General features: G+C 63.6%; 12 protein-coding genes. 4 read left to right on the forward strand and 8 right to left on the reverse strand.

Translation table 11 applies throughout. The features are described from left to right. The first annotated feature begins 31 nt into the window (after positions 1 to 31). Both AC3AP7_RS28420 and AC3AP7_RS28425 read left to right on the forward strand, forming a co-directional pair. Positions 32 to 2443 carry a TIM-barrel domain-containing protein gene (locus AC3AP7_RS28420; protein WP_487363623.1) on the forward strand — a complete coding sequence of 804 codons (2412 nt, stop codon included), beginning with the start codon at positions 32 to 34 and terminating at the stop codon, positions 2441 to 2443. Between the two features lie 100 nt (positions 2444 to 2543). Continuing rightward, complete coding sequence (locus AC3AP7_RS28425; RefSeq protein ID WP_487363624.1) at positions 2544 to 3719, forward strand: porin; 1176 nt, start codon at positions 2544 to 2546, stop codon at positions 3717 to 3719. A 78-nt stretch (positions 3720 to 3797) separates the two neighbouring features. Here AC3AP7_RS28425 and AC3AP7_RS28430 read toward each other — a convergent pair whose 3' ends face one another. The 3 genes from AC3AP7_RS28430 to AC3AP7_RS28440 form a co-directional block, all read right to left on the reverse strand. Further along, a complete protein-coding gene (locus AC3AP7_RS28430) occupies positions 3798 to 4205 on the reverse strand; it encodes a hypothetical protein (protein ID WP_487365048.1) in 408 nt (135 codons plus the stop codon). A 168-nt stretch (positions 4206 to 4373) separates the two neighbouring features. After that, positions 4374 to 4982 carry a hypothetical protein gene (locus AC3AP7_RS28435; RefSeq protein ID WP_487363625.1) on the reverse strand — a complete coding sequence of 203 codons (609 nt, stop codon included), beginning with the start codon at positions 4980 to 4982 and terminating at the stop codon, positions 4374 to 4376. Next, positions 4979 to 7312: a hypothetical protein gene (locus AC3AP7_RS28440; protein ID WP_487363626.1), complete on the reverse strand. Its 2334-nt coding sequence runs from the start codon at positions 7310 to 7312 to the stop codon at positions 4979 to 4981. The genes AC3AP7_RS28435 and AC3AP7_RS28440 overlap by 4 nt, the downstream gene beginning before the upstream one ends. A 456-nt stretch (positions 7313 to 7768) precedes the next feature. On the opposite strand from AC3AP7_RS28440, the gene AC3AP7_RS28445 reads away from it, so the two are divergent. Continuing rightward, positions 7769 to 8224: a hypothetical protein gene (locus AC3AP7_RS28445; protein ID WP_487363627.1), complete on the forward strand. Its 456-nt coding sequence runs from the start codon at positions 7769 to 7771 to the stop codon at positions 8222 to 8224. Between the two features lie 26 nt (positions 8225 to 8250). Here the strand turns inward: AC3AP7_RS28445 and AC3AP7_RS28450 are convergent, their stop codons facing one another. The 5 genes from AC3AP7_RS28450 to AC3AP7_RS28470 form a co-directional block, all read right to left on the reverse strand. Next, complete coding sequence (locus AC3AP7_RS28450) at positions 8251 to 8619, reverse strand: DUF1493 family protein (protein WP_487363628.1); 369 nt, start codon at positions 8617 to 8619, stop codon at positions 8251 to 8253. Continuing rightward, positions 8619 to 9014 carry an STM2901 family protein gene (locus AC3AP7_RS28455; RefSeq protein WP_487365049.1) on the reverse strand — a complete coding sequence of 132 codons (396 nt, stop codon included), beginning with the start codon at positions 9012 to 9014 and terminating at the stop codon, positions 8619 to 8621. The genes AC3AP7_RS28450 and AC3AP7_RS28455 overlap by 1 nt, the downstream gene beginning before the upstream one ends. A 191-nt stretch (positions 9015 to 9205) precedes the next feature. Next, positions 9206 to 12838 carry a hydantoinase B/oxoprolinase family protein gene (locus AC3AP7_RS28460; protein WP_487363629.1) on the reverse strand — a complete coding sequence of 1211 codons (3633 nt, stop codon included), beginning with the start codon at positions 12836 to 12838 and terminating at the stop codon, positions 9206 to 9208. 69 nt (positions 12839 to 12907) lie between these two features. Beyond that, positions 12908 to 14206 carry an MFS transporter gene (locus tag AC3AP7_RS28465; protein WP_487363630.1) on the reverse strand — a complete coding sequence of 433 codons (1299 nt, stop codon included), beginning with the start codon at positions 14204 to 14206 and terminating at the stop codon, positions 12908 to 12910. A 172-nt stretch (positions 14207 to 14378) separates the two neighbouring features. Continuing rightward, positions 14379 to 15152: a putative hydro-lyase gene (locus AC3AP7_RS28470; RefSeq protein ID WP_487363631.1), complete on the reverse strand. Its 774-nt coding sequence runs from the start codon at positions 15150 to 15152 to the stop codon at positions 14379 to 14381. Positions 15153 to 15349: 197 nt separating this feature from the next. Between AC3AP7_RS28470 and AC3AP7_RS28475 the strand changes: the two genes are divergently transcribed. Then, complete coding sequence (locus AC3AP7_RS28475; protein ID WP_487363632.1) at positions 15350 to 16282, forward strand: LysR family transcriptional regulator; 933 nt, start codon at positions 15350 to 15352, stop codon at positions 16280 to 16282. Positions 16283 to 16322 lie beyond the last annotated feature (40 nt).

The raw sequence follows: 16322 nt of genomic DNA on the forward strand, positions 1-16322 counted from the left end.
GCCCTGGGTATTTCGATCGAAAGGAACGCCGATGTCTCTGCTGCAATCTCCGCGCTTTGTGCTGCGCGATCACGCCGACCACCGCGTCTGTCTCGCTAGCGCATGCGGCGCAACCCTCGAACTGTTCGTGCTGGAAGAGGACATCGTGCGCGTGGTCGTGCTGCCCGACGGTCAGTGGCGCCACCCGAAGACGTGGGCCATCGCGCCCGGCGCGGAGGATGTCCCGATCGACGGCCGCGACCGGCGCGATCTGGACGGCTACAGCAAGCCCGCCTATACGCTGGAGCAGGACGGCGAGCATCTGCGCATCGACACGGGCGCGATCCGCGTCGAGGTTGCGCTCGCAACCGGTCTGCTGAGCTGGCAGGTCCGTTCGCGCGGCGGCTGGCGCACGGTCCTCGCGGACCGGCGAACGCAGGCGTACAACCTCGGCTACTGGGACGCACGCGTCTATCACTACGTCCAGCGCGAGGCCGGGGAGATGTATCTGGGCCTCGGCGAGCGCGCCGGCTCGCTGGACCGTGCGCGTCAACGCTACGAAATGCGCAACATCGACGCGATGGGCTACGACGCCGCCCACACCGATCCGCTCTACAAGCACATTCCGTTTTACCTGACGTGGCAGCCCGGCGCGCAGAGCGGCTACGGCCTGTTCTACGACACGGTCGCGGACTGCAGCTTCGACATGGGGCGCGAGCTCGACAACTATCACGGCCCCTATCGCTACTTCGTGGCCGAGCACGGCGACCTCGACTACTACTTCATCGCGTCGCCCGATACGCCGCTGCACGCGGTCAGACGCTTTACGTGGCTGACCGGCCGGCCCGCGCTGATGCCGCGCTGGGGGCTCGGCTACTCAGGCTCGACGATGACCTACACGGACGCCCCCGACGCGCACGTGCGGATGGGCGAGTTCATCGCGCGTTGCCGCGAGCATGACATCCTGTGCGATTCGTTCCACCTGTCCTCGGGCTATACGTCGATCGGTGCGAAGCGCTACGTGTTCAACTGGAATCGCGACAAGTTTCCGGATATCCGCGGCTTCGTGGACAGCTATCTCGCACACGGCGTGAAGCTGTGCGCGAACATCAAGCCGTGCCTGCTGCGCGATCACCCGGAATTCGACGCGGCGCAGGCGGCGGGCCTGCTGGTCCGCGCGCGCGACGGCGCGCCTGCATGGGTGCAGTTCTGGGACGAAGTCGGCGCCTACCTGGACTTCACGCATCCGGCCACGCTGCAATGGTGGAAGGATCATGTGAAGGCCGCGCTGCTCGACTTCGGCGTCGCCGCGACCTGGAACGACAACAACGAGTTCGAAATCTGGACGCCTGACGCCATCGCACACGGGTTCGGCCACGCGTTCCCGGCCCGCGAAGCGAAGGTGTTGCAGACAACGCTGATGATGCGCGCATCGCGCGATGCGCAGCGCGAGCACGCGCCGCACCTGCGGCCGTTTCTCGTGTCGCGCTCGGGCGGCGTCGGCATGCAGCGCTACGTGCAGACCTGGTCGGGCGACAACTTCACCAGTTGGGAGACGTTGCGCTACAACCTGAAGATGGGCCTCGGCCTGTCGCTGTCGGGGGTATCCAATATCGGCCACGACATCGGCGGCTTCTCCGGTCCCGCGCCGTCGCCGGAACTGTTTGCGCGCTGGGTCGCGTTCGGCGTCTTCATGCCGCGTTTCAGCATTCATTCGTGGAACGACGACGGCACCGTCAACGAGCCGTGGATGCACCCCGAAGTGACGCGCGACGTCTCCCGCCTGATCAAGCTGCGCTACCGGCTGCTGCCCTATCTGTACGACCTGCTGTGGCAATCGGCGAATGCATACGAGCCGGTGCTGCGGCCGACCTTCGCCGGGTTTCCGCACGACGCGCGCTGCTACGAGGACGGCGACGACATGATGGTGGGCGCGGCGCTGCTGGTCGCGCCGGTCGTCGAACCCGGCTGCGGCGAGCGCGACGTCTACCTGCCGCACGGCGCGCGCTGGACGTCGTACTGGAGCGGCGAAACGCTCGAAGGCGGCCAGCGCGTCCGCGTCCCGGCACCCCTGAGCGAGCCGCCGATGATGCTCCGCGAAGGTCACGCCATCGCCTTGAATCTCGCCGGGCAGCGCTTCGACCACCGCGCGGACCGACGCGGCTTTCTCGTCGCGCCATACGCCGGCACGGGGATCGCACGCGGCCGCTGCGTCGAGGACGACGGCGTGTCGGAGGCCTGGCGCACCGGCAGTCAGGGGCACTGGCAGCTCGCGGCCGAATCGTTCGCCACGCACATTGCGCTGACCGTCACGTATGAAGGCGATCGGCAATGGCGCACGCCGGAAATCGACGTGCTGGTCCCCGCCGGCGAAACGCGGCCCGTGCAGGCCACGCAGGGTCGCCTGTGCGCGCCGCAGCCTGACGGCGCGTGGCAGCGGTACACGCTGACGCTGGACGCATAGCGCCCCCGGACTGCAGTAACCCAACCGCAGTACCTGCGATAAAGCGCACGCTCCTTTTCAATAAGGACTGCATATGACAATCAAATGTGGAGATCTTGACATGAGCATCAAGCCATTCAGCGCAATCCGCCAATCGGCCGCGCTGCTGTTCGCAGCCGGCGCCGGCTTCTCGCAGACAGCGCTCGCACAAAGCAGCGTCACGCTGTACGGTGCGGTCGACAACGCGCTGTCTTATGTGAGCAACCAGAAAGGCAGCAGCAACCTCTACATGAGCCAGAGCAACCTGAACGCGAGCAAGTTCGGCCTGCTCGGGTCGGAGGACCTCGGTGGCGGGCTGAAGGCGATCTTCCGGCTCGAATCCGGCTTCAACTCGCAGACGGGCGCGCAATCGTCAGCGGGATACCAGTTCAACCGCCAGGCCTACGTGGGCATGAGCAGTCAAAGCTGGGGCACGCTCACCGCCGGGCGCCAGTACACGCCGTACTTTAACTATGTTGGCGCACTGGGGCCGACCGGCGTGCTGACCGGCGCCACCGGCGCGCATCCGGGCGACCTCGACGCGCTCGATACGACGCTGCGATTTAATAATTCGTTATCCTATACGTCTCCTACATTTTTTGGACTGCAAGGCGGCGTGCAGTACGGCCTGGGCGGGGTCGCCGGCCACTTCGCGCAGGGCAATACGCTGAGCGCGGGCTTGCGCTACGACGTGGGCAACGTCAGCGTCGCGGCGGGCTATGTGCACCTGAACGAACTGACGGGCAGCAACGCGATCGGCACCGTGGCCGACAACTCGCCTGTCAACGCTGCCTACGCGAGCGCGCAGAGCAACCAGATCGTCGGCGCCGCTGCGCAATACCACTCGGGCAACTGGATGGTCGGGGTGAACTACACCAACGTGCTGTATCGGCCGGGCGCGTCATCGACGTTCCACGACACCGCGGTATTCAACACGTTCGGCCTGATCTCGACGTATCAGCTCACACCGGCGATTGCCGTGGCGGCCGGCTACAGCTACACCCGCGCGAGCCGCTCGAACGGCATCACGGATTCGGCGAGCTATAACCAGTTTTCGATGGAGCAGACCTACTCGTTTTCGAAGCGCACTGCGATCTACTTCCTCGAAGGCTATCAGCGCGCGAACGGCCAGATCCTGACGGCCAACGGCAGCGCGATCACGAACGCGGTGGCCGTGGTCGGCGATTCGCAGAACGGCACGCCTTCCTCGGGGCCGAGCCAGTTCGTCGGTGTGGTGGGTCTGCGTCATTTCTTCTGAGGCACGCCGGCGGCGCACGCCGAACGCTCGCCGGTCGCGTCCACCACGGGCGCGACCGGGATAACGCAGCCGGACGCCCTACAGCACCGGACAGGACAGCACCTGCAACTGCCCGACCGCGATGCCGGGCTGGCCCGCGCCGGCAGGCACGCCTTGCGGCGGCGTCGAGATCAGACGCACGCTGCCCGTACCCGCGTTGGCCAGCACATATTTTTCCGGACTGCCGGTGGGTTGCCAATACGCGCGATACAGCGAGCCGTCCCGCAGAACGAGCAGCGTGCCATGCGTTGTCTTGCCGCCAGAGACGAAGTCGACCGCTTCGCCGTTGCGCAGCACGAAGCCGGCATGCTGGCCGCCGGGGGTCTGCGCGCCGACGAGGTGGCCGCAGGGTGTTACGGTGGGGGTTGCAGAAGCACTCCATGCTAGTTGAGTGCCCCCCAATGCCGCGACGGCAACGCAGCACGACAACAAGCCGCGTGTAAGCATCGTTTTCATAAGCCACCTCATAGATATGTGCATACAGACACCGGCAGCAAGTCGGATTCCTGCCCGCACAATTCGATCACGGCTGCCCAATTATGATGTATGCGGGCGGTGGGTAGTTCATGCTTCATCCGTTCAAAATCAGGAAATTATTTTTAAAAAAGCAATTTTTCATCTTGCAAATTCAATACTTTGCAACACCTGCATGAGCTTCGGAAGCAAATCGGATCGAGGACTACCGAGAACCATCACCGGCGCATTGACACAAAGAGCTCGCTTTCGGTCGCTTTCGACAAGACAGAGGTTTAGCGCACGAACCATTCCAGTCGCCCCCCATTTGTCATCATAAGCAAAACCTTCGCCTTTCCAGTTTTTCCCGACCGGAGAATAATTTCTGACATGTTGCTCCGGCTTAAATTGCTCATTAGTATCAAGGGACACCCATTTTCCATTGACTTTTTTAGCGGAAAGCTGATTATTTAAATCCTCCCGACTGACCACGGAAAGACAGTAAAATGTCGGAGGATTGTCAGCGAGAGCGGAATCTGCAGATTTATCAGAATCGGAGAACTTATATACGCCAGTTACAGCCGGGGATCCAAATGAAACGCTAAAATTTCCACCCTCCAGATTTCCAATTCTAAAACGGCACCCATCAATCGAATAAATTATGCCGCCAGCACCTTTTTTTGGAATGCCACCCCCTCCGAAACACACACCAATAAAATCAGGCGCCAATGTAAAAGCCAATACCAGCATTGCCAATATTATGAATTTCACAAATTCCTCTGAATATAACCTGCCGGTATTTCCCGCATAATTTTATTTGAATCCGGAAACGCCGGAACATCAAACATAATTACCTGCGCACATGCATACGCCTGAAATCGTGCCACGATACCATGAACAGATCGGAAAACCGTGGAAGGATGGCCAACATTAACTGTCGCAGCCACTCGCCCGAATGCCTCATTAACATAGTAAGCAACCATACCCGTTTGAGTTCGCGAGATTCTCGCAAGCTGCGACACTAAAATATTAGGCGATGGCTTATCGGCAAATTCGGGGCAGCGACTCCATGTCCAGTATGCTCCGGCGCTATCCGCCGCGGCCATATGACTCTCACTCAACCCATTACGCCAGATCTTCAAATTAACCGGAAGATGTGCGTCCAAAGTCACCAGCGGGGCATTGTTGCGCGTCTTATCGGCTTCTTTGGCAGCATCATGAAGTGAGTTTGCAACATCTTCCGGCACATTTCGGCCGATAAATCGCCAGTATCTAATGTAATTATCCGGCCACGTTAATTGCATAAAGCCTCGACCCAACCATGGCAGATAGCGTTGTGGATCGCGCTTGTTCTCTCCCTCAGCGACAGATCCATACCACATTGTTTCCACCATGGCATTTGCATAGAAAGCAGCAATCCTGGGCGGTGTAACAATGCCATAACGACGCGCAGCCAAATTAAGTCGAGTGTAATATTGACCCAGATTCTGGCCATCTGGCGTAACTTTCTCGGACACCCACTGCTGATACGCCGCTGGACGCATAGCACTGGAGGGCACCATCTGAAGCAGCTCGTTTTCGCTCAACCACCCGCACTTCCTGAAATGCCGGATGAAGCCAAGCGGATGGAAGAACCAGAGCTTTTCGCCAGCAGGTAGGCCGGTCACGTCCCAGAACTGCACCTCCTTCAGGTACTTCTGGAAGTCGTCGTATCCCTTCTGGTCGCCGTGGTAGAACTCCCCCTCGTCAAGCAGCTTTGCATAGCGCGTGTCGTTGTGCGTGCTGTCCCATTCGCTCGGCGCGAGACAGATGAACCTGCGCAGCTTCTCACGCACCCCTGGCGTCAGGAGCAGGTAGCGCTGCAGGGCTTCTTCCTTCTCGCGTGGTCCCGTAAGCTGCAGACTGGTCAGCGAATCATAACCGCTCACGTCCCTGAGCATCTTCTTCAGCACGTCGATATCACACAGTCCGTCATGGTCAAATGGGGTGTTGGCGTCGCTCACCTTCTGCCAGCCCATGAAATGCGGGAAATCCACATCGGACAGCTTCGTGATCTTCTGGGCGTTGATATCGATGTACCCAAACCTTTCCGATGCCCAAGCCACCTTCATCCACGTAGCGCGCGCATTGGCGGGCAGTGTTTTTGCTGGAGATACGATCCGGCCAACGCGCAGGAGCTCGTAACCGTCGCTCGGACACGCCGGATAAAGTGCCGTAGCACGGTCATACAGGCTATATTCGTAACCGACTTCCGGCACCGGCTGGGGCGTCAGCAGGGTGCAGGTCCCGCCCGCGGCCTCGCTCCAGACATTGGTGTACTTCGTGCCTTGGCTAAAATACGTCTCGACGTGCAGCGGCAGCGTATTCTGGCCCGTCTGCTCCGGCTTGAATTCAATCCCGTGCAGCTTGTTGTCACCGTCAGTTCCCGGCGGCAGGCTGTAAAAATCGCTGCCTGCCGGAATGGTGAAGTATGCGCGCCCCCACCACTCCGTCCCCTCTGGCGTGGCGGGCGCAGGCTTGCCGAGCTGCGTACGAGCGAAGTACACATCGAAATCCGCACGCGTCATGAAGATTTCGAAATGCAGCTGTGGCCGGTCTTCGTAGCGTCCGAGAAGGCCCAGGATGTCCTTGCGCCTGACCTTCAGATTCTTGCCCCCCGAAACCGCCGGCGTTACCGCCCCTTTGGGAGCGTCCCCGGAAGGCATGCGCAGGAACTCGGGCAATCCCGTCCCATCGCGTCCAAACGTGTGATACTCCGCCAGCGGCAGCAGATGCATATAGAGCGAATAGAACGTCAGCGTCCGCCCCTCTCCAGTCTCGGCGGTATGCCTGAGCAGCACGAAGCCCGCGTTGCCTCTACCGGAATCCATCGCATGCTGGCAGACCCGGTACGCCACCACCTCACCGTCTGCAATCGCATGGACCGGACCATGAAAGTCGGGCGAGAGATGTAGCCCGCAATGCCAGCGTCGGTCAAAGGCAATCGGATACATGCCGTGTGTGAGTTCGAACTGATCGACCGCGTCCATCATCGGATCGGGTTTGGCGGGATCAAGCTTCGCCGGGTCCAGTTGCGGGAGAAACGGGGGGCTAATAATCACGCGGCAACAACTCCTTGCACGCACTCCGCAACCGGCGCGGCTCAATGCGGCTATATCGAGAAGCGCGGCCTCATTCATCAGGACTGCATAGTCAAGAGTGGCCGCGATGCGGTACTATTTTCACATTCGCCTCGCTTTATACCTCGACCCCGGCCTTGGAACAATTACTTCCAGTCCGAATTTTTTCAAAGCGCACCGGGGCTGGCGTGCAAGCCCCCACAGGGCAGAATATCAATGCACGCTCAATATCGTCGGGCTTATCTTCCCCCGTGAACATCCGGCGGTGTACCTCATCCGTCAGCGGCCCCAATCCCAGCGCGTGCTGAGTGTTGAAGTCAAGCTGAGTGATGCCTTGAAGCCGCCCGTTCCTCCACGCTCATAAGCCATATCCACGGCCGGTATCATTCAGCATACGCAGCAAAGGCATTTTGGCGACAACATCACGGGTATTGACCCATGCACCGAATAATATTCGTCACTCTCGCGTTGCTCGTCGCAGGCCTCGCGCATGCCGGCTCACTGCCTTCGTTCGATCGGTTCCCCGCAAGGGTCGAAAGTCGGCAGGAGACGCCGCCGCTCAGATTTTCCGACGCCGAAAGCCGGCGCTATCGAACCGTCATTGCGGCGGCGGCCACGCAGTCCGTCAATTTCGCGGGACATTATGTGCTGGCGACATGGGGCTGCGGCGCAGGATGCGTGATGGCGGCGGCAATCGACACGCAATCCGGGCGCGTGACGTCGCTACCGTTTACCGTGTCCGACTGGCCGTTGGATGTCACGGAGCCCCTCTTCTATCGCGCGGATAGCCGCCTGCTGGTCGTATCGGGCCGGCGCAACGAGCACGGCGACGTGGGGCCGCATGACGATCTGTTCGACGGGCGGGGGTTCAGGTTGCTGGGGCAGGGCAAATAGTCGGGGCGCCGGTCTTCGACACGATGTCACGCCCCGCTTGCGCCCCTTTGAGAACAAAGTCTTTTACTGTCCCAGACACCGATCTCTATTGCCCGTTCAAGCATCCCGAGGGTGACAGGTTCCTTGTCGTATTTTCTGCGCGCGCGCTTCGAGAAGATCATCCAGACGATGACGAAAAGATTCAGCCCTTCCCCGGAAAAATATCGGTCGAACTCAAAGTCTCCGTGCCCGACACTGAATTTTTCAAAGAATTTCCCCATGAAATCGTCGGCATCATCGCCGGTGATGTCCAGATCGGTCTCCAGGCCGAGTGCCCGGTTCAGGCTTTGCCCCGCTCCAAGGCCCGCCTCCTTCCTGACAAACGGCTCCAACTGCTCCCAGGCAGAATTCGTCATCAGAAGACCTGATCTTCTTTTCTGACCAGCCTATTGTAGCTTCTTACCGTATTCATCCCGATCGCCGTGACGTCCCGGGCCGCAATCACCCAACCGACAACGGGAACCGCACGGCCCACGAATTTCCCGATGTTGCGCACCATGATGATTTTCAATCTACTCACGCTTGCATTAGTCAAGGTCGGGAGAATCCTCCATTTCAGATCAAAATCAAGATATCGGCGGCTCAATTTCGACGCGATAGACGTACCCGGGGTCGCGCCTCGCGGCTTCGCCCGGGTCGGTATCCAGTTCTGACCTGCAAGAATCGCTGCGACTGCGCCTATGTCATCGACGCCCCACTCTTCGCATGCTTCATCAATTGCGACAAGAAAAAACAACTCGGGAGGCGTCAGTCCTTAATGTACGCCATACCGATACGTGTTGCTCATTCAATTCTCCTGTTGATTTCGAGGCGAAAGCGTAACCGAAGCAACACCTCCGATCAACAGGATCGAATATCTCAATATATTCCGGATCTCAAATGCTACGGCATAGATCGTGCGTGACGCGTCACATCTTCACGTCACGCCGCAAACGCTCCGGATCACTCCCCCGCCCCAAACCCCCCGCCCCCCGGCGTCTCGACCACGAACACATCCCCGGCCGCCATCTGCGCGCCGCCGACATGCCCGATCGGCACGATCGTGCCGTCCGCGCGCTCGACGTAGTTGCGCCCCAGCGCGCCCGCGCCGCCGCCCGCCGCGCCGAACGGCGCATGTACCCGGTTGTTCGACAGGATCGACGCTGTCATCGGTTCGAGGAAGCGGATCCGCCGGATCGCGCCGTTCCCGCCGCGCCAGCGGCCGCCGCCGCCCGACTGGCTGCGGATGCGGTGCGATTCGAGCCGCACCGGGTAGCGCCATTCGAGCACCTCGGGATCCGTCAGCCGCGAGTTCGTCATATGCGTCTGCACCGCATCGACGCCCGCAAAGCCCTCGCCCGCCCCGCTGCCGCCGGCAATCGTTTCGTAGTACTGATGCTGCTCGTTGCCGAACGTGAAGTTGTTCATCGTCCCCTGGCTCGACGCGACGCGCCCCAGTGCGCCGTACAACGCATTCGTGATCGCCGACGACGTCTCGACATTGCCCGACACCACCGCCGCTGGATAGACGGGATTGAGCATCGACCCGTGCGGCACGATCACGGTCAGCGGCTTCAGGCAGCCTGCGTTCAGCGGGATGTCGTCGCCGACCAGCGTGCGGAACACGTACAGCACCGCCGCCATGCAGACGGCCTTCGGCGCGTTGAAGTTGTTCGGCAATTGCGCGGACGTGCCGGTGAAATCGATCACCGCGCAGCGTGCCTGCGTATCGACGCGAATAGCGACCTCGATCGCCGCGCCGTTGTCGAGCGCATAGCGGTAGTGTCCGTCCTGCAGCGCGCCGATCACGCGCCGCACGGCTTCCTCGGCGTTGTCCTGCACGTGGCGCATGTACGCGAGCACAACGTCCTCGCCGAATTGCGCGACCATCCGGCGCAGTTCGTCCACGCCCTTCTGGTTCGCGGCGATCTGGGCCCGCAGGTCCGCCATGTTCTGCTCGACGTTGCGCGCCGGATAGCGCCCCGACGCGAGCAGCGCGCGCGTATCCGCGTCGCGCAGCACGCCGCCCGACACCAGCATCCAGTTGTCGATCAGCACCCCCTCTTCGTCGATGTGCGACGAGTCAGGCGGCATCGAGCCTGGCGTAATGCCGCCGATATCCGCGTGATGGCCGCGCGAACCCACGTAGAACAGCGGCTCGGCCGCGTCGTTCGCAAACACCGGCGTGATCACGGTCACGTCCGGCAGATGCGTGCCGCCGTGATACGGATCGTTGAGCATGAAGACGTCGCCGTCGCGCATGCGCCCGCGATTGCGCTCGATCACGGTGCGAATGCTTTCGCCCATCGAACCGAGATGCACCGGCATGTGCGGCGCATTCGCAATCAGATTGCCATGTGCGTCGAAGATTGCGCACGAGAAGTCGAGCCGCTCCTTGATGTTGACCGAGTAGGCGGTATTCTGCAGCCGCAGCCCCATCTGCTCGGCAATCGACATGAACAGGTTGTTGAAGATTTCGAGCCGGACCGGGTCCGCATCGGTGCCGAGCGAGCGGCGCGTCGGCAGCGGCACGACGCGCGCCAGCACGAGATTGCCCGAATCGGTCAGCTCCGCGCGCCAGCCCGGTTCGATCACCGTGGTGCCGTTCTTCTCCGCGACGATCGCCGGACCGTCCAGCACGTCGCCCGCGCAGAGTCCGTCGCGCACATACAGCGGCGCAGCGTGCCACGCGCCGCCCGAATAGAAGCGCACGTTCGCATCCGGTTGCGGCGCGCCTGACGCGCGACGCGCGACACGCGCGACGTCGAGCGGTGCATCCGAGCGGCCGATCGCTTCGACCGAGGCCAGTTCCGCGATCAGCGGCGTGCCTTCCATCAGGAACGCGTAGCGCTGCCGCCACGCGCTTTCGAACGCGGCACGCATCGCGGCGACGCTGCCGGCCGGCACCGCGATCGCTGCATCGGTGCCGCGATAGCGCAGATGCACGCGGCGCACGGTGTCGATCCGTTCGGCCGGCACGCCCTGCTCGCGCAGCGACGCGACCGCCTGCGCGGCGAGCGCATCGAGCGTGTCGTCGAGCAGCGCGAGCGTTGCGTCGTCAAGCTGCGCTTCGACCGCCCGCTCGCGCATCGCGGTCTGGTCCGCGAGGCCCATCCCGTATGCGGACAGCACGCCCGCGAGCGGATGCGCGAACACCTTCGTCATCCCGAGCGCGTCGGCCACGCTGCATGCATGCTGGCCGCCCGCGCCGCCGAACGTCGTCAGCACGTAGCGCGACACGTCATGACCGCGCTGCACCGAAATCTTCTTGATCGCGTTTGCCATGCTGCCGACCGCAATCTCAAGGAAGCCCTCCGCCAGCGATTCCGGCGTGTGGCGGCGGCCGGTCGTCGCACCGATCTCATCCGCGAGCGCGGTAAAGCGTGCGACCACCCCGTCGCGGTCGAGCGCCTCGTTCGCATGCGGACCGAACACATGCGGAAAATAGTCGGGCTGGATCTTGCCGAGCATCACGTTGCAGTCGGTCACCGCAAGCGGACCGCCGCGCCGGTACGACGCGGGCCCCGGGTTCGCCCCCGCCGACTCGGGGCCGACACGCAGCCGGCTGCCGTCGAAGGTCAGCACCGACCCGCCGCCGGCCGCGACCGTATGGATGCTCATCATCGGCGCGCGCACCCGCACGCCAGCCACCTGCGTTTCGAACACGCGCTCGAACTCGCCGTTGAAGTGCGACACGTCGGTCGACGTGCCGCCCATGTCGAACCCGATTACTTCATCGAAGCCCGCGGCCTGCGCCGCGCGCACCATCCCGACGATCCCGCCTGCGGGCCCGGAGAGGATCGCGTCCTTGCCCTGGAAGGCGTCGGCGCGGGTGAGGCCGCCGCTGCTCTGCATGAACTGCAGGTTCACGCCCGGCATCTCGGCGGCCACCTGCTCGATATAGCGGCGCAGGATCGGCGACAGATAGGCATCGACGACGGTCGTATCGCCGCGCGACACCATCTTCATCAGCGGCGAGACTTCATGCGAAGCGGACACCTGCGTGAAGCCGATGCGCCGCGCGAGGTCGACGAGCGCGCGTTCGTGCTGCGCATACCGGTAGCCGTGGATCAGCACGATTGCGAGCGCGCGCACGCCGCTGTCGTAGACCGCCTGGAGCGCGGTACGCGCCGCGTCGGGATCGAGCGCCTCGACCACCTCGCCATGCGCGCCGACGCGCTCGTCCACTTCGACCACCGTGCCGTACAGCGCCTCGGGCAGCACGATGTCGAGATCGAACAGACGCGGCCGGTTCTGGTACGCAATGCGCAGCACGTCGCGAAAGCCGCGCGTCGTCGCGAGCGCGGTGGGCTCGCCCTTGCGTTCGAGCAGCGCATTGGTCGCGACCGTCGTGCCCATCTTCACCATCTCGACCTGCTCCGGCGTGATCGCCTCGCCGGGCGCGAGGCCGAGCAGATGGCGGATCCCGGCGACAGCCGCATCGCGATACTGCTCCGGGTTCTCCGATAGCAGCTTGTGCGTCGTGAGCGAGCCGTCCGGCCGGCGCGCGACGATGTCGGTGAAGGTGCCTCCGCGGTCGATCCAGAATTGCCAGCGGGGCGCCGCGGGTGCGGCATGCGAAAGAGGTTCGGACATGATGATCGAATCGAAACAGGAAAAAGAGGAGGAAGAAGAAGCCATCGCCGCACGCGGCGGCCCATGCCGTCAGGCCGATTCGAGCTCGCGGCCGCGCGTCTCCGGTAGCGTGAGCGCGGCGACGATCAGCACGCCGTACGCGATCACCGCGAACAGGCCGATGCTCGCCCCGAGGCCATAGTGTTTGGCGAGCGCGCCGATCAGGAACGGAAACAGCGCGCCGACCGCGCGGCCGACGTTGTAGCAGAAGCCCTGGCCGGAGCCGCGCACGCGGGTCGGAAACAGCTCGGTCAGGAATGCCCCCATGCCGGCGAAGATGCCTGACGCAAAAAAGCCGAGCGGCAGACCGAGCCACAGCATCGAGCGGTCGGTCAGATTGAGCGACGTGTACGCGAACGCGATCGCCATCGAGCCCGCCGCGAACAGGATGAAGTTCGGCTTGCGGCCGATGCGGTCGGTCAGATACGCGCTCGACAGATAGCCGATGTACGAGCCGACGATGATCGTCGCGAGGTAGCCGCCCGTGCCGATCACGCTCAGGTGGCGCTCGCTCTTCAGGAACGTCGGCAGCCAGGTGGTGATCGCGTAGTAGCCGCCCTGTGCGCCGGTCGTGAGCAACGCGGCGCGCAGCGTCGTCGACAGCAGCCGCGGCGAGAAAATCTCCGCGAGTCCCGGCGTGTCGCCGGCGCTTTCCTGCGCGGCCTTCGCGTGCCGGTAGACTTCCGGCTCCTTGACGTAGCGGCGGATCGCGAGCACCAGCAGCGCCGGCGCGATCCCGGCGAAAAAGAGCACACGCCAGGCGCTGGCGGCGGGCAGCAGCGAAAACGTGAGCGCGTACAGCAGCGCCGCGGCGCCCCAGCCGATCGCCCAGCCGGCCTGCACCAGCCCGACCGCCTTGCCGCGGTCGCGCGCGCGGATCACCTCGCCGATCAGCACTGCGCCCGCCGTCCATTCGCCGCCGAAGCCGAAGCCCATCAACGCGCGCGCCGCGAGCAACTGTTCGTAGTTCTGAGCAAATCCGCACAGCCCCGTGAACACCGCGAACCACAGCACGGTGATCTGCAGCGTGCGCACGCGGCCGATCCGGTCGGACAGGATGCCGGCCAGCCAGCCGCCAGCCGCCGACGTCAGCAGCGTGAGCGTGCCGATGAACCCCGCATCCGCGAGACTGATCCCCCAGCTCGCGACAAGCGTCGGGATCACGAACGACAGCATCTGCGTATCCATGCCGTCGAGCATGTAGCCGACCTTGCAGCTCCAGAACGCGCGCCGCTCGCGCGGCCCGGTGTGCGCATACCACGCGAACATGCCGGCCCGCTCGGGCCGCCCGAGGTCGGCCGATGACGCCGTCACAGTCTTGCTGTCCATGCTTCGCTCCTTGTCGAAAGCGCTTGAGGGAACCGCCCGATGGCGGGCGGGCGTTGCGTCGAGGACGCAAGCACCCCTGCGGGCCGCGCGGATCCCCGGTCGCGGCCGGCAGCCGCGACAATCATGAAAGCGTGGACGCCGCGCGATGCGAGGCGGCGTCGCGTCGTGATGGTCAGAACACGGCGAGCGACCGGTTCTCGATGTCGGTCATCAGCATGTGTCCCGGCGCATGGGCAATGGCCAGCGGCAGGCGCGCGGCCATCAGTGCGGTTTGCGGCGTGACGCCGCATGCCCAGAACACCGGCAGCTCGCCGTCGCGCACCGTCACCGGGTCGCCGAAATCCGGCCGCGCCAGATCCGCGATACCGAGCTCCGACGGCGCGCCCAGATGAACCGGCGCGCCATGCACACCGGGAAAGCGGCTGGTGATCTGCACCGCGCGAATCGCGTCGGCGCCGCGCATCGGCCGCATCGACACGACGAGTTCGCCGCCGAACACGCCGGCCCGGCGGTTCGCGATCGTGGTCCGGTACATCGGCACGTTGCGGCCTTCCTCGACGTGACGCAGGGGAATGCCCTCGCGGGCGAGCATCGCCTCGAACGAGAACGAGCAGCCGATCGCGAACACGACGAAATCGTCCTTCCAGATCGACATGAGCGAGTCCACGCGTTCGACGAGACGTCCGTCGCAATACACGTTGTACGCGGGCACGTCGGTGCGGATGTCGAGATCGAGGCCGAGCGCGTCGATCCGGTATTCGCCCGGCTCGCCGACGCCGAGCAGCGGGCACGCCTTCGGGTTCGCATGGCAGAAGCGCAGGAAGTCGTGCGCATACGCCTCGGGCAGGATCGCGAGGTTGGCTTGCGCGAATTCGCCGCAATGGCCGGCCGTCGGACCGCGAAAGGTGCCGTTGCGCACGGCGTGACGAAACTCGTAAGGCGTCATGGCTGCTATCTCTGTGACGAGGGGATGACGAAGCCGTCATCGAACAGGGTGAAGAATAGAAAAGACGAAAAGTTGACGCTACCTAGTTTTTATTGGGCCGAATGGATAGAATTTCTTAACGTAATACCGGGTTTTCCCGAATCTCGTGAAGTTTTTATCACGCACTTCCCTTCGACCCGACCCGCTGGGCGCCCCCGATGAACACCCGCTTTCTCGACACCTTCGTCACGCTCGCGAAGCTGCGCAGCTTCCGCACGACCGCCGCCGAGCTGCACGCGACGCCCGCGGCGATCTCGCAGCGCGTGAAGGCGCTCGAAGACGAACTGGGCACGGTGCTGGTGGACCGCGACAGCCGCACGTTCCGCCTGACCCCGAACGGCGAGTATCTGCTCGGCTACGCGAAGGCCGTGGTCGACGCGACGCGCGAACTGCAGGCCGCCGCCGCGAGCGACAGCAGCGTGCGCGGCAAGCTGCGGCTCGGCGTGATCGAGACGGTCGTGCATAGCTGGCTGCCGCAGTACATGACGCGGCTGTCGGCCGACTACCCGCTGCTCGACATCGACCTGAACGTCGACGTGAGCGTCGTACTGCAGCGCCGGCTGATGGCGGGAGAGCTCGACCTGATCATCCGCGTCGAAGGCAGCGACGAAATGAGCGTGGTCTGCGACGCGCTCGCGAATTATCCGGTGCACTGGATCGCCCGCGCGGGTCTCGTACCGCTCGCGCGCAGCGGGCTCGCGAAGCGCGTGCTCGAACATCCGGTCCTCACGTTCGGCCGCGGCACCGCGCCGCATCGCGCGCTGGAGGACATCGTCACGACGCTCGCGCGCGCGAATGGCGTGCCGCTCGCGCAGACGCGCATCACCGGTTCGCCGTCGATCTCGGTGATCGTGCAGCTCGTGCGCGACGGCTTCGGCGTCGCCGCGATCCCGCGGCTGTTCGTCGATGCGCTGATCGCGAGCGGCGAGGTGGTCGAGTTGCCGCTGCAGCCGTCGCCGCCGTCGATCGTCGTGTCGATGTCGCGCCGCACGGACGCGTCGCGCCTCGTCCATGCGGCGGCAACCGCCGCGCGCGCCGCGTGCCACGAATATTGCGCAAGAAGCGACCCGCGGCTCGTCGAAGCCCTCTGATGCCGGCGCGACCGCGCCGGCATCCCTTCTGCTTTCCTGC

This window comes from Paraburkholderia sp. PAMB 6770 (assembly GCF_057748135.1).